This window comes from Rhodococcus sp. AD45-ID (assembly GCF_003023755.1).
Classification (GTDB): Bacteria; Actinomycetota; Actinomycetes; order Mycobacteriales; family Mycobacteriaceae; genus Rhodococcus_F; species Rhodococcus_F globerula.
Genome location: NZ_PYHL01000001.1, coordinates 2,846,156 through 2,860,494, shown reverse-complemented (window position 1 = coordinate 2,860,494; position 14,339 = coordinate 2,846,156). Strand labels below are relative to the sequence as shown.

The following is a 14,339-nucleotide window of genomic DNA, read 5'->3' as shown; positions in this document are numbered from 1 at the left end:
ACCTCCATTCTGAAATGCGTGAGAAGAGAGGGGGCTACGAGTTCTTCGCTCTAGCTACACGAAGACGAGAGAGAAGCCTCGAGGCGCGCGAGGCGGTCGGTGATCTTGGCCAGTTCCGTGAGGATCGCAGCTTGGCCGGCCGGTGCATATCGGTTTGTGTGGCCGACACCAACTTCGATCAAGCCGAGGGCTTGGTGAGTGGTCACCTGGAAGAATCCGAGGTGGTCCAGGACGTCGGCGGCATATCCTGTGGAAGCGTTTGCCAAGGCCCACACCAAATTTGCGCCGTTTACGACGGAGTTTCCGGCCAAGTGCGCATCGGCCACTGCTGCTTCGAGAATCACGCGGGCCGCGGGGCCGTACGTGACGTCGCTGTCGTCGACGGGTGCCTTGTCGGGTACCACCAGATCGAGAGTTTTCTGTATGGATGCGCGGGTCAGCCCGAGGTGGTCGAGACCGCGCAGTATGAGGTTCTCTTCTTCGTCGAGGAGAGCTTGCAGCAAGTGCTCGGAATCAACTGTCAACGAACCTTTTCTGGCCGCAGCGGCCGGAGCCAGGGATATCACCGATGCCAGGTGAGGGCTGAACGGCAGATCCGTCTCGATGTGCTCGGTGATGCGCACCGAAGAATCGGGTGCTTCGCGATCGAGTGCGCCGCGAAGCGCCATTTGGCAGATCGCCGAGATCGGGAGTTGCCGGGCACGTACCGCGGCCGCGAGGTCGTCCGGAACATAGACGTTGATCTTTGGCATCTGCCCCGGCCTCTCTCGCAACTCGACACCCTGACCTGCACTGATGTGCATAACCCCATATAACCCCCACTGCGTGGCGACGACAATGGCGGTTGCCGTCGACAAGGCGGAAAAGTGCTGCTCACGGGTTTAGTTCAGGCTGGTCCGAATCGTCGGGTTCAGGTCCGGGTCTGCCTACAGCAGACAATCGGGATTCCGGCGCCGCGGCGCCGGTAGGAATGGATTCATGACTACTCCAACCCTCACCGACACCGGATATCGTGACCTGCTGACAGACAGGCTCTTTCGTCAACGAACAATCTTGCTGACCGGCGAGGTGAACGACGACATGGCCGAGCGCGTGTGCTCGGAATTGGTGCTCCTCGCCACTACCGACCCCAAGCGCGACATCGTGCTCTACATCAATTCACCCGGCGGATCGGTGTTTGCCGGTCTCGCCATCTACGACACCATGAAGCTCATCCCCAATGACGTCGTGACGGTAGCGATGGGATTTGCCGCCAGTATGGGTCAGGTGCTTCTCTGCTCCGGTACACATGGCAAGCGAATCAGCTTGGCGCACAGTCGCATCATGATGCACCAGCCGTCAGCGGGTATCGGTGGCACAGCGGTGGATATCGCGATCCAGGCCGAGAGCCTCGAGTTGATGAAGCGTCAGTCGCAGGAAATTCTGGCCGCCGAAACGGGCCGGACCGCCGAAGAAATCGAGATAGACAGCGACCGAGATCGTTGGTTTACCGCCGAGCAGGCACGCGAATACGGAATCGTCGACCGCGTCGTGACGACGTTCGCCGAGATCGCACCGCAGGCTACCTTCCCCAAGATCGGATTGTGAACATCATGTCCCAGTACACGATTCCCAGCGTCATCGAGCGAACACCAACGGGTGAGCGATCTTTCGATATCTTCAGTAGGCTGCTCAACGAGCGCATCGTCTTTCTCGGCACCGAGATCGACGACGGCGTCGCCAACGTCGTGATGGCTCAGATGCTGCACCTGCAGGCCGACAACCCGGATCGCGAAATCGGTTTGTACATCAACTCTCCCGGCGGTTCCACCACTGCGATGCTCGCGATCTACGACACGATGCAGTTCTTGAAACCCACGATTTCGACGTACTGCATGGGGCAGGCGGCGTCGGCTGCTGCGGTGCTGCTCGCCGCCGGTACTCCGGGCCATCGGCATGTTCTCGCCCATTCCCGGGTGCTGCTGCACCAACCGTCGACGCAAGGTAGCGGCACCATCTCGGACCTGGCGCTTCAAGCGGCTGAGATCCTGAGAATCCGCGAGCAGACGGAGACGATCTTGAGTAAGCACACCGGTCAGAGCGCCGAGCGGCTGCGAAAGGACACCGATCGGGACCGGATATTCACCGCCCACGACGCGATCTCCTACGGCCTGGCTGACAGCTTGATCGAAGGGAACTGACTCAGGCCGCCATCAGGACGGGGCCGGAGATCGGTGCCGGAGAGTGCACGAAGGTGAGGGAATTGAGTGCAATTATCTTGTTGCCCGATCGGAACAGCAAGTGCTCCAGCGGCATCCCCAAGGCTTCGCAGATCGCGCGCAGGATTTCCGACGACGGTTCCTTCTTGCCTCGCTCGATCTCGGACAGGTATTGCTTCGACATTCCGACCTGGGCGGCTACGTCGCCGAGTGTCCGGTCCTGATCGCGTCGGACCTCACGCAACACTCGTCCGTACGCTTCGCGGATCAGTGGGGGCTTACGCGCAGGTGCATCCGGGTTGGGCGGTTCCGACCCACCCTTGACCAGGACTAATCTGCGCTGCGCATCCATACGCCGAGTATTCCAGCCGACCAGTGCGGCCACTACCGGGTTCGCCGAGGGCAGAGAGGGCTCAGTCGGTTCGAACACCACCGGCAAGGAACATCGCACGCAGGACGAAGGCAGCCTCGGGCCCGATGATTTCGTCGACCAGCGTGAGGTATCGGTCGACGAACTCGGGCCCGTGGGAAGCCTCGTCGGAGTCGGGGTTGCCGAGGTGGTGTGCGAGTTCGTGCAGGACGACAAGTTCACGCAACGCCCAGCGCCCGTCTCGATCATCGGGGACGGCGATGGTGTCATTCGAGTAGTGAGCGGCAGTGTTTCCGGCGCGGGCGCGCACCATTACCGAAACACTTGCGCGGGGCCAGGTTTCCCCCACCCAGTTCAGTGCAAGAACCTGTTTGCAATACGTTTGCACCGATTCCACGGATCCGAATTTGCGCTCGACCGGCAGTGTGATGGTGGATCCCAGAACTTCGACGCTACGTGTCCCCCGCTGGTCCGCGCGGTCGAACATGGTGCGCACCAAGGTTTCTGCCTCGTAGACGGCGGACTGCTGCTTATCTCTCACCGCTCACCTACCCCCGTCGCTTCGCTCGCCCCGTCCGATCTGCCCCTTGACGCCACCGATCTCCGGGAGGTTTCCCAGCCGTGCTGATCTGGCCGCCTTGTCCCCTGCCTGACGTGCATGCGACGAATGCCCGGCACTTGCCCGGCCGCCGCCCTGCCATGTACCGCGTGCCTTGGAATTGGACGAGTAGTAGTCCTTGAGTTCGATTTCCTTGTTACGCAACACCAGTGCGGTTTCCGAGGATGACGCAGTCGACACTGTTTCCGTCTCCTTCTTCGTTTCCGCCAACCGGGTACCGATGCGCGCCGCATAGGCCATCTGGAAGTTGAGCCGTGCAGTCACTCCGGCAACAGGCTTGCGGACCTGAGTGCTGACGCGTCGTCGTCCGCGAGTTTCGACGACCGTCCGCACGGACGTTTCACCGCGGTACGCACCGGAGCGCACATACGCGTCGGAATCTCGCACCATCTGGAACAGAAGGCTCGAGTACAGGGCCTCACACACGTCGATGTCGCCGGCAAATCCGTACGCGAAGATGACGGCAGACGTCTGCGCGATGTCGCACTGCACGTCGTTGGCGGCAGCGATGGCGATGAACAGCTGCGCGTAGGTGCGCAAGCCACGCTTGCCGGGCTCACCGATCGTGATGAGCCGTTGGGTGGGCGTCGCCCGTTTTTCGGACGACGCCGTGTGTGCACGGGCCACCGCCAGGTCGATGGCCGAGTTGGTGGCCAACCGCTGTGCGGCCGCCATGAAGGCTTCACCTTCGTGGGGATTATCGGTGGATTCTGCCTGGCGCAGCAGAGCGCCGATGCGGGTCAACATCTTCTCCGAACTCACCGCAGAAGGGTACTCCCGGATACCGACAGCGGCGCTTATGCTGCTGGGGCACACACTCACCCTCAACTTGGATCGTCCGGCACGTTCCTGCCGGTAGAAGGGATCAACCCGTCATGGCTTCAGTGACATTCGAGGGAACTACCTGCCTGTTTCCCGGATCGAATTCCCCCGCAGTCGACAAGCTCGACCTCCAGATCGAGGACGGCGAGTTCCTTGTACTCGTCGGACCGTCCGGTTGTGGAAAGTCGACGACGCTCCGCATGTTGGCGGGTCTCGAGGAGGTCCACAGTGGCCGCATTCTCATCGGTGACCGCGACGTCACGGGTCAGGAACCCAAGGAACGCGACATCGCGATGGTGTTCCAGAACTACGCCCTGTACCCGCACATGACGGTCGCCGAGAACATGGGATTTGCGCTCAAGTTGGCGGGTACCAACAAGACGGAAACCCGGGCTCGCGTCGAGGAAGTTGCCAAGATGCTCGACCTGGAGCCGTACCTGGATCGCAAGCCGAAAGCGCTGTCCGGTGGTCAGCGTCAGCGAGTTGCGATGGGCCGCGCCATCGTCCGCCAACCGCAGGTGTTTCTGATGGACGAGCCGCTCTCCAACCTCGACGCAAAACTGCGGGTGCAGACGCGTACGCAGATCGCGCAATTGCAGCGACGCCTCGCGACCACGATGGTCTATGTGACGCACGATCAGGTGGAGGCCATGACCATGGGTGACCGCGTCGCCGTCCTCGACAAGGGAATCCTGCAGCAGTGTGCGTCGCCGCGGGAGCTCTACAACCGGCCGAAGAACGTGTTTGTTGCCGGCTTCATGGGTTCGCCCGCGATGAATCTCTTCACCCTTCCCCTCACCGATCGCGGTGTGGCGTTCGGTGACGTGGTTGTTCCTGTTTCCCGTGAAACATTGAACGGAACACCCGAGACCGAAGTTGTGCTCGGAATTCGTCCGGAACACCTCGAGATTGCCGCTGCGGGAATTCCGATGGACGTCGACGTCGTCGAAGAACTCGGGTCCGACGCCTACGTCTACGGCCGCACGACTATCGGTGGCAGCCCACAACAGATCGTGGCGCGAGGTGACTGGCGTAATCCGCCGCAGAAGGGTGATCGCGTGAATCTTCGAGTCGACCCGGGCAAGGTGCACATTTTTGCATCCAGCGACGGCCGTCGCCTCGGCTGATTCGACGTTCTAATCCGACACATGAACGATTCAGGTTCGCCGTAATACCAACAAGTAGGGGTGTCTCGTGCCACAGTAGGGGCCGATGCCGGGAGCCGGCACTCATGGCGCATGCCGTGACGTCGGCTACCGGGATGTCTTTTGTCGTATACAAGCGGGGAGCGAATCCATGGTTCTGAACTCGAAGGCGATGCGTCGGGCTGCAATTGCAGCCTCGGCAGTGTCGATGCTGGTACTGGCCGGTTGTTCGTCCGATTCGGACAACGGCGGCGACACCACCACCACAGCCGCATCCGGGGGATCGTCCTCCAGCGAAGGCCGCGGCCCCATCACGATCGTCGAGGGCCAGGATGCCCTGAATGAGGCGCTCGAAAACATCATCTCCGACTGGAATGCCGAGCATCCGGACGAGAAGGTCACCCTGAAGCCACTGGCGAAGGAAGCCAACGCGCAGGTCGACGACATCACCCAGCGCATGCAGGCCAAGAGCGACGAGTACGACCTCATCGGCGTCGACGTCGTTAACACCGCGCAGTTTGCTGCCAACGGCTGGCTGGCTCCGCTCGAGGGTGACCTGAAGATCGACACGTCGGGCCTCCTCGAGTCCACGGTCGCGTCGGGCACGTACAACGGCAAGCTCTACGCAGCGCCCAAGAACACCAACGCCGCGTTCCTGTACTACCGCAAGGACCTCGTCGAGAAGGCTCCCACCACGTGGGCCGAGCTCAAGGAAAACTGCCCGAAGGCTGTCGAAGCCGGCATCTCCTGCTACGTCGGTCAGTTCAAGAACTACGAAGGTCTGACGGTCAACACCACCGAGATCACCAATGCCTACGACGGACCGTGGGTCGCAGCTGACGGCACCACCCCGGCGATCGACGACAAGACGAAGGAAGGCGTGCAGTTCATCGTCGATTCCTTCGCCGACAACACGATCCCGCAGGAAGCACTGACGTACTCCGAGGGTGAGTCGCAGAGCGCCTTCGGTGAAGGCAAGGCCCTGTTCATGCGTAGCTGGTCCGGCTTCTCGGTCGACGGTGAAGAGACGTCGGTCGCCGGCAAGTACGGCTACACCGTCCTTCCGGGTGTCGACGGACCGGGCGCGTCGACGGTCGGCGGCTACAACGTCGGCATCAGCGCCTTCTCGGACGCTCCGGCCACGGCACGCGACTTCCTCGAGTTCATGCAGACCAAGAAGTCGCAGACGTACTTCACCGCGGTCGGCGGCGCGCCCGTCCTCTCGGCTGTCTACGACGACCCGGCAGTACTTGCAGAGTTCCCGTACTTCGCGACACTGAAGGAAGCGCTTGCCACCGCGCAGCCGCGTCCCGTCACGCCGTACTACACGCAGGTGTCGAAGTCGATTTCCGACAACACCTACGCTGCTATTCGCGGCGAGAAGACCGTCGAGCAGGCTTTGGCGGACACCAAGGCCGGCATCGAAACCGCCGGTAACTGATCTACCAGGAGCAATAAGCAATGGCAGAACCGCAGGATCCTTCCGCGGCTGTGCCTGCCAACCCCACGGTCGGGGCCGGGTCAACCGGTCCCGACCGTTCGGGCGTTGGTGGGAGACACCGAGCGCCGGAACCTCTCGAAGAGCCGTCGGTATCCGAGGGCACAGGGATGTCCCTGACCAAGGTTCTGCCTGACTCTGCAGATACACCTCCGCCCCCTCCGGATATGCCGGCGCCGCCGTCGGCCGACAAGCCGAAAAAGCGTCGACGCGTCCCGCCGTGGGCGTTTGTCGCACCGTCGTTGATCGTGCTCGCAGTCATCATCGTGTACCCGCTCGGGCGCGCAATCTGGATGTCGATGCACAGCGACGGCAAGAAACTCGATCCAGAGACCGGCATGTTCGTCACCGGTCAGTTCACGTGGTTCGACAACTACAAGAACTGGATCACCCAGTCCTGCAACACTGCGAACGGCGCGATTCCGTGTCCTCCCGGCACGCTCGGCTCGCAGTTCTGGCAGTCGATCGGCAATACCTTCGGTTTCACGATCGTGACGGTTCTGCTCGAGACGCTGATCGGCCTCTCGATGGCGTTGATCATGGCCAAGACTTTCCGTGGACGCGGTCTGCTGCGCGCCTCGGTCCTGATTCCGTGGGCCATCCCCACCGCTGTCACCGCGAAGTTGTGGTTCTTCATCTTTGCCAACGACGGCATCGCCAACAAGATTCTCGGCACCAACATCCTGTGGACGGCCGATCCGTGGCCGGCTCGATTCGCGATCGTCGTCGCCGACGTCTGGAAAACAGCGCCGTTCATGGCTCTGCTCATCCTCGCGGGTCTGCAGATGATTCCCGCAGACGTCTACGAAGCAGCCAAGGTCGACGGCGCAACGGCGTGGCAGCGCTTTCGCATGATCACGTTGCCGTTGGTCAAGCCCGCACTCATGGTGGCTGTGCTCTTCCGCACGATGGACGCCCTGCGCATGTACGACCTGCCCGCAATCATGATGGGATCCAATCCCGCCACGTCCACCATCTCGGTCCTGGTGGTCGATCAGATGCGCGTCGGCGCCAATTCGGCATCGGCACTGTCCACCATCACGTTCCTCATCATCTTCGCTGTGGCCTTCATCCTGGTCCGATTCCTCGGAGCCAACGCGGTCAGCACGCAGGAAAAGCAGCGGAAAGGGGAGCCGGTATGAACAAGGCACTACGCGGCAAGATCGGCACCTACATCGGCGTCGTCCTGATCATCGTGTGGGGACTGGCTCCTTGCTACTGGATGATCGTGACGGCTCTGCGTGACCCGTCTGAGACCTTCTCGACCTCACTGTGGCCCGAGAACCTCACATTCTCCAACTTCACGGCAGCGCTTGATCCAGACGCCAAGGTGAACTTCACCCGGGCTCTGATGAACAGCCTCATCATCGCCGGCGCTACCACTCTTGTCGCCCTGGTCGTCGGTGTCTTCACGGCGTACGCACTCTCACGGTTCGACTTCCGTGGCAAATACTTCGTCACCGGAATCATCCTCGGCGCGTCCATGTTTCCCGTCGTCGCACTCGTGACGCCGTTGTTCCAGATGTTCACGGACCTCGGGTGGATCGGCAGCTACAAGGCGTTGATCATTCCCAACATCTCGTTTGTCCTACCGCTCACGGTGTACACGCTGACCTCCTTCTTCTCCGAACTCCCCTGGGAACTCGAAGAAGCCGCACGCATCGACGGCGCCACCCGCGGCCAGGCGTTCCGTCTGATCATGCTGCCGCTCGCCGCGCCGGCACTGTTCACCACCGCGATCCTCGCGTTCATCGCCACGGTCAACGAGTACCTGCTGGCACTGCAGCTCTCCAGCGACAAAACAGCGCCCGTCACCGTGGCGATGGCCAAATTCTCCGGCACCGATCCCTTTGTCACGCCGTACACCTCCATCATGGCTGGTGGCACCCTCGTGATGATCCCCCTCGTGATCATGGTGCTGATCTTCCAGCGACGGATCATCGCAGGCCTGACCGCAGGCGGCGTCAAGTCGTGATGCGAGCTTCGCGCGCGTGGTGCATATGAGACGGGCTTCGCGCGCGTGGTGCATATGAGGCGGGCTTCGCGCGCCCAGCGAATGGAGCTCATCGCCGGCTTCATCTCGGTGTTTGCTCTCATGGCGTTGATCAGCGCTGTGGTCGCAATCGTCAAAGGTGACCCAGGGGTGACCCCGTCGCTGGTGCTGCTCGGTTGCGTCGTTGCGCTGGGCTTTGCGTACCGCGGATACCGGAAAGCGGTTCGCGCGGAGCGTCGGCAGTAGAGCTCCCGGTAGTGTGACGTTTCGGTATCGCAGTTGCCGGGAGTTATCTGATCGAGACAACACCCTGGTGCAATGATGCTGTGAGGTCATGTCCCCGACCGGGAGTGTGTAAGTGAGTCCATCGAACAGATCGAATGCGGCAGGTGGTGCTGCATCGACTTCGCGTCGCTCCGGCAACCCGGGGAAACCGGCCAAGAAGAAGCGCTCCAAGTGGCGGTTCGTCCGGCGGACGATCTACGTGCTCGTGCTGCTCATGATCATCGTGCCCGCGTCGGTGTTTGCTGTTGCCTACAGCCGCACGGAGGTTCCTCGTCCCGCTGACATGCAGACCAAGCAGGTTTCCACCATCTACATGGCCGACGGCACCACCGTGCTCGGGAAGGTGGTCCCCCCGGAGGGCAACCGCACCGAAGTTGCGTTGTCGGCCATCCCGATTCATGTTCGCGACGCCGTCCTCTCCGCCGAGGACCGCAATTTCTACACCAACCCTGGCTTCTCGATTTCGGGATTCGCGCGCGCGGCCCGCGACAACATCATGGGCAAGGAAAGCGCCGGCGGTGGCTCCACCATCACCCAGCAATACGTGAAGAACGTGTTGGTCGGCGACAAGCGCAGTATCGACAGAAAGATGCGTGAGCTTGTCATCTCCGCCAAGATGGCGCGCGAGTGGTCCAAGGACGACATCCTCGCGGCGTACCTGAACACCATCTACTTCGGACGCGGTGCGTACGGCATCGCAGCGGCGTCGAATGCGTACTTCGACAAGCCGGTCAGCGACCTGACCGTCGGCGAAGGCGCTGTTCTCGCTTCCGTGATCCAGAGTCCCTCGTTCCTCGATCCGGAGACCAATCTCCCCGCGCTCGAAGCGCGATGGAACTACGTGCTCAACGGAATGGCCGACTTGGGGACACTCGCCAAGGCGGATCGTGACGCGATGACGTTTCCCGTTGTCGCCGCGGCCAACCGCCCCACTGATCTGAATCAGGCTCCCGGCCCGGAAGGCCACATCAAGACGCAGGTCCTCAAGGAACTTGCCGAAGCCGGTATCAGTGACGAGACGCTGAACACGGCAGGCCTACAGATCACGACCACTATCGATCCTCAGGCGCAGGAAGCCGCGCTCAACGCGGTGAGCAAGAACCTCGACGGAGAACCGGAGGAACTGCGCACCGCGGCGGTATCCATCAACCCACGGACCGGTGGAGTTTCCGCCTACTACGGCGGCACGGACGGCGCTGGTTTCGACTACGCCCAGGCGCCGTTGCAGACGGGTTCGGCGTTCAAGGTCTTCGGACTGGTGGCCGCGTTGATGGAAGACATCCCGCTCTCGGCCCGCTTCGACAGTTCGCCGCTCACGATCAATGGTGTGACCATCGGAAACGTCGGCGGTGAATCCTGCGGAACCTGCACCATCGCGGAAGCGCTGAAGCGTTCGCTCAACACCAGCTTCTACCGCCTGATGCTGTCGATGGAGAACGGTCCGCAGAAGATCGCCGACGCGGCTCACCTGGCCGGTATCCCCGAGCGAATTCCCGGGCTCGACTACCCCACCCTGACCCAGGAGGGTGACCCGCCGGAGAACGGAATTGTGCTCGGGCAGTATCAGTCCCGCGTCATCGACATGGCGTCCGCTTACGCAACTCTTGCCAACTCCGGGGTCTACCAGCAGCCGCACTTCATCCAGAAGGTGGTGACGGCCGAAGGTGAAGTTCTACTCGATCGTCCGGTCTCCCCCGGTGAGCGTCGACTCGACGCTGCCGTCGCCGAAAACGTCACGCAGGCGATGCTGCCGATCGCGTCGTACTCCAATGGACACGCGCTGGCCGGTGGTCGCGCCGTTGCTTCGAAGACCGGAACCGCTCAGCTCGGTGACACCGGTCAGAACAAGGACGCCTGGATGGTCGGTTACACACCGTCCTTGTCCACGGCGGTGTGGATCGGCACTTCCGATGCCCAAGCCATCACCAACTACAACGGCGGCTTGATCTACGGTTCGGGGCTTCCGGCCGATATTTGGAAGAGCACCATGGACGGCGCTCTCAAGGGGTCCGACGTCGAGACCTTCCCGTGGCCGGATCCGATCGGTGGACAGGCCGGTGTTCCCGCCAACTCCGGTGCGACGTCGCCGAACGACCGCAGCACTGGGGCGGCTACCCCGCCTTCCACCACGCTAAATATTCCGGGGTTGCCGCCGGTGGAGATTCCGCAGATCCCGCAGCGGCCCCGTTCGATCGAGATCCTTCCCGGCATCGTCATTCCGTTGCCCGGCTGACCTTTTGCAGAGCGGCGATCTTCGCAGATCGCCTACCTGGCGACAGGCGGTGACGTAACGTGATGCGCGAGTTGCAGAATGCACTCGGGCGTCGTCGCACGGTCGAAGGAGCAGTCGAATGGGTCAGCTGGACGGCAAAGTTGCCTTCATCACCGGTGCCGCGCGGGGTCAGGGACGCTCTCATGCAACAACATTGGCACAGGAGGGCGCGGATATCATCGCGATCGACCTGTGCGATCAGGTGGGATCAGTGGGATATCCCCTGGCCACTGCCGAAGATTTGAACGAGACGGTTCGGCAGGTCGAAGCACTGGGTCGTCGAATTATTGCCACCCACACCGATGTTCGTGATTCAGCCGGCTTGAGAGCCGCAGTCGACGATGGTGTGTCGCAACTCGGACGCCTCGACATCGTGCTCGCAAACGCGGGCATCGCGAGTTTCGCTCCGGCCGAGAACCTCACCGACGACATGTGGGACGACATGATCGCGATCAACCTCACCGGTGTGTTCAAGACAGTGAGGGCCGCGCTGCCGCACCTCGAGGCACACGGCGACGGTGGCGCGATCGTCCTCACCAGTTCCACTGCCGGGATCAAGGGCCTGGGAAACCTGGCACACTATGCCGCTGCCAAGCACGGCGTGGTTGGCCTGATGAAGTCGCTGGCGAACGAGCTTGCGCCGCACATGATCAGGGTCAATTCGGTACACCCGACGGGCGTCAACACCGACATGATTCACAACGAATACACGTACGCGCTTTTCCGCCCGGACAAGAAGCCATCCGAGATCACTCTCGATGATGTCAGTGACGCGTTCCGAAGTTCGAATGCGCTCCCTGTCCGGTGGGTCGAATCAAGCGACGTCAGCAACGCCATTCTGTGGTTGGTCAGTGATGCCGCACGCTACGTCACCGGGGTTCAATTGCCGGTTGACGCTGGTTCGGTCATCAAGTGATTCCGTCTGAGTTACTGCGTGCCGCTACCTTTTCGCGGAAGAACGACAACGCGCAGTGCTTGGCGTAGGTGGGCAATCGTCTGAGTCCACGCGAGTTTCTCGCCGGTGCACAGTTCGATATCTTCGCCGCCGACTGCGACAGCGTTTGTCAGGGCGTTATGCCACTCGGCTTCCTGTTCCTGACTGATGCGCAGATACTCGAGGATGGTGTCGCGGTCGCGTCCGCAGATTTCTGCGACGTCATCGGCGGTGAGTCCCCCGCTTTGGTCGGCGTCGAGTTCGAGGATGGACATGAGTGCGGGCGGAAACTCGAAGCACTCGTGCCATTCGACGGCCGATCCGTCAAAAACCGCGCTGAGTCCGTCGCTGTCCGATCCATCGGTGGCGGCGAACTCTCCGTCTGCTCGAATAGGTTGCCCGCCAAGCTCTTCGGCGAGCTCTTCCGATGCGTCGGCCAGTTCGGCAAAGGATCGGATCGTTCGCAGTAGATGATCGGGTGCAAACGGAGCAGCATCGACCCGGGCGACGCCGAGGACGCTTTGTTCCACCAGGATGAGCTTGATGGTGGGCCACTGTCGATTGAGCTGGGACAGAACAAGAGCGGCATGGTTTGTGTCGGGTATCGAGTGAACAACCCGCGAAAACACTTCTACGTACTGGTCGTCTTCGAGCACGCGGACATACGTGATCTGCTCGCCGCGAACGAGCGGGATGTCGCCGTCGTCGTCACGCTCGGGGGTGTAGTCGAGAAGCCGGCCAAGGGCGTTGTCGACCAACTCGTTCAGCGAATCGTATTCGCTGGCCTGAGTCTGACCGCTGTCGAAGGCTGGAATATCTTCGCGGCCGCTCACCTGTACACGGAGAAAACTTGGGTGCGCGATGCTCCACATGTCGCCGAGCACCCGCAGTGCTTGGGCGACCACGCCGTCGGGCCGGGAACGATCGACGTCGATGTAGAAGGACATGGAGCCGTTGCCGGTGGCGTCGTGCTCGCATTGGTCGGGGCGATTGAATCCCCAGCCGATCAGCGACTCGTGATCCTCGGGTTCAAGCATCCGCAAGGGGTGCAGGAACTGATTGGACGGTACCTCGCACCTGACGCGGGTCTGGTCCCACGCGAAGAACTGGATGCAGGCGGGGGCGTAGTCGAGGTTGTCTTGCGAGTCGTGCTGCGACTCCACGACCAGGGTGTCGTTGTCCTGCATTGCCGCGATGTATCGAGACACACGAGCCCCGAATGCAGTCCATGCGGCAGTGATCTCGAGATCGAAAGTGTGCTCCGACATCGACGCTCCTTCACGGGTGGGGTTCTTACCGGTCAAGGGGCTTGCTGACGTTTTGTGAACCCCTGCCGTCAAGCCCTTGGCGTGAGAGTAGCGGTTGGGGCCGACAACTTCAGCGAGGCGCTTAGTCCATCCGAGAAAATTTTTCGGTTTCGTAGTCGAATCGTTCTTTGTAGGCCGTCGCCAGATCGTGGAGGGCGCCGACGCAGTCGCCGTAGAAGGTCGGTGCGTGCATGGTGGCAAGAATTCGTGGTTCGAGGTCGGCGAGGGCGCGGATGGTGGGTGCGAGCGCCGGCGTCAGGGCAGTTGCATGCCCCAGATCCTCGGCCGCAAGTGCGGGGCCGACGATTTCCTGTTCGGTTGTTGCGGGCGGGGGTCCGAACGCGGTGAACAGGTCGCCACAGAACAACGTCGACGTTGTCTCCTCGAACATCAGACCCGCGTCCCAGCCGTGCGGGACGTGTGGAGTGTCGATATGGCGTACGCGTCGGCGGCCTGTTTCGAGAACATCGCCGTCCTGCAACGGAACTGGCATTCGGTCGGCTAGATCGTTGACCTGGACGAAGCACCCCATTGCGCAATGCGCGACCTGCGCGCCGGGGGCTGCGGCGAGCCACGAATTCATCGCCCCACACTCGTCGGCTTCGACATGACCGAACGTGATCCATTTCAGCCGGGCTGGGTCGAGGAGACGGGACAGTGCGTCGGACGACGATGTGAACAGCGCTCTCTGCCCGGTGTGGAAGAGCAGTGGTTCTTCACCGTCGACAAGAAATTGGTTCATCGCGAGGTTCGCTTCCGGAACGAAGGTCGAGAGTCGGTAGATATCCGGGGCGATCTCGGTGATCGTTGTGCTCATCGCTGTGCTCCGATCAGGGCTGTAATTCCGTGATCTCCAGCTTTCTCGCCGCTCAGTCCGGGCACAAGGCTCTGGAATA

Annotated in this window: 15 protein-coding genes; 9 read left to right on the top strand and 6 right to left on the bottom strand. The window is 61.7% G+C overall.

The features are described from left to right. Positions 1-50: 50 nt before the first annotated feature. Positions 51-752, bottom strand: a complete 702-nt coding sequence (locus C7T36_RS13170) for a Clp protease N-terminal domain-containing protein (protein ID WP_033237058.1) — start codon at positions 750-752, stop codon at positions 51-53. Positions 753-978: 226 nt separating this feature from the next. On the opposite strand from C7T36_RS13170, the gene C7T36_RS13165 reads away from it, so the two are divergent. Both C7T36_RS13165 and C7T36_RS13160 read left to right on the top strand, forming a co-directional pair. After that, positions 979-1,587, top strand: a complete 609-nt coding sequence (locus C7T36_RS13165; RefSeq protein ID WP_045065954.1) for a ClpP family protease — start codon at positions 979-981, stop codon at positions 1,585-1,587. 5 nt (positions 1,588-1,592) lie between these two features. Beyond that, positions 1,593-2,180, top strand: a complete 588-nt coding sequence (locus C7T36_RS13160; protein ID WP_045066812.1) for an ATP-dependent Clp protease proteolytic subunit — start codon at positions 1,593-1,595, stop codon at positions 2,178-2,180. 1 nt (position 2,181) lies between these two features. Here C7T36_RS13160 and C7T36_RS13155 read toward each other — a convergent pair whose 3' ends face one another. From C7T36_RS13155 to C7T36_RS13145, 3 genes are all read right to left on the bottom strand, one after another. Further along, positions 2,182-2,550, bottom strand: coding sequence for a helix-turn-helix domain-containing protein (locus C7T36_RS13155; protein WP_045065952.1), 369 nt, complete (start codon positions 2,548-2,550; stop codon positions 2,182-2,184). A 61-nt stretch (positions 2,551-2,611) separates the two neighbouring features. After that, the gene (locus tag C7T36_RS13150) at positions 2,612-3,055 is read right to left on the bottom strand and encodes a TIGR04338 family metallohydrolase (protein ID WP_233366399.1); all 444 of its coding nucleotides are present in this window, start codon (positions 3,053-3,055) and stop codon (positions 2,612-2,614) included. A gap of 57 nt (positions 3,056-3,112) precedes the next feature. Continuing rightward, positions 3,113-3,949, bottom strand: a complete 837-nt coding sequence (locus C7T36_RS13145; RefSeq protein ID WP_045065947.1) for a DUF2786 domain-containing protein — start codon at positions 3,947-3,949, stop codon at positions 3,113-3,115. Between the two features lie 113 nt (positions 3,950-4,062). Here C7T36_RS13145 and C7T36_RS13140 point away from each other — a divergent pair, with 113 nt between their 5' ends. The 7 genes from C7T36_RS13140 to C7T36_RS13110 all read left to right on the top strand — a co-directional run bounded on the left by C7T36_RS13140 (position 4,063) and on the right by C7T36_RS13110 (position 12,118). After that, entirely contained in the window at positions 4,063-5,136 is a 1,074-nt protein-coding gene (locus C7T36_RS13140) for an ABC transporter ATP-binding protein (protein ID WP_033237063.1), read from the top strand. A 169-nt stretch (positions 5,137-5,305) separates the two neighbouring features. Further along, positions 5,306-6,595, top strand: coding sequence for an ABC transporter substrate-binding protein (locus tag C7T36_RS13135; RefSeq protein WP_045065944.1), 1,290 nt, complete (start codon positions 5,306-5,308; stop codon positions 6,593-6,595). Positions 6,596-6,615: 20 nt separating this feature from the next. Continuing rightward, a complete protein-coding gene (locus C7T36_RS13130) occupies positions 6,616-7,794 on the top strand; it encodes a carbohydrate ABC transporter permease (protein ID WP_033237065.1) in 1,179 nt (392 codons plus the stop codon). Beyond that, positions 7,791-8,627: a carbohydrate ABC transporter permease gene (locus C7T36_RS13125; RefSeq protein WP_033237066.1), complete on the top strand. Its 837-nt coding sequence runs from the start codon at positions 7,791-7,793 to the stop codon at positions 8,625-8,627. The genes C7T36_RS13130 and C7T36_RS13125 overlap by 4 nt, the downstream gene beginning before the upstream one ends. A gap of 54 nt (positions 8,628-8,681) precedes the next feature. Beyond that, on the top strand, positions 8,682-8,891 hold the full coding sequence (locus C7T36_RS13120; protein WP_045065941.1) for a hypothetical protein: 210 nt from the start codon (positions 8,682-8,684) through the stop codon (positions 8,889-8,891). A 112-nt stretch (positions 8,892-9,003) separates the two neighbouring features. Continuing rightward, a complete protein-coding gene (locus C7T36_RS13115) occupies positions 9,004-11,163 on the top strand; it encodes a transglycosylase domain-containing protein (RefSeq protein WP_033237068.1) in 2,160 nt (719 codons plus the stop codon). Positions 11,164-11,281: 118 nt separating this feature from the next. Further along, positions 11,282-12,118, top strand: coding sequence for a mycofactocin-coupled SDR family oxidoreductase (locus C7T36_RS13110; RefSeq protein ID WP_045065938.1), 837 nt, complete (start codon positions 11,282-11,284; stop codon positions 12,116-12,118). Positions 12,119-12,129: 11 nt separating this feature from the next. Here C7T36_RS13110 and C7T36_RS13105 read toward each other — a convergent pair whose 3' ends face one another. Both C7T36_RS13105 and C7T36_RS13100 read right to left on the bottom strand, forming a co-directional pair. Continuing rightward, on the bottom strand, positions 12,130-13,404 hold the full coding sequence (locus C7T36_RS13105; protein WP_045065936.1) for a YbjN domain-containing protein: 1,275 nt from the start codon (positions 13,402-13,404) through the stop codon (positions 12,130-12,132). A 121-nt stretch (positions 13,405-13,525) separates the two neighbouring features. Then, positions 13,526-14,260 carry an MBL fold metallo-hydrolase gene (locus C7T36_RS13100; RefSeq protein ID WP_045065933.1) on the bottom strand — a complete coding sequence of 245 codons (735 nt, stop codon included), beginning with the start codon at positions 14,258-14,260 and terminating at the stop codon, positions 13,526-13,528. Between the last annotated feature and the right edge of the window lie 79 nt (positions 14,261-14,339).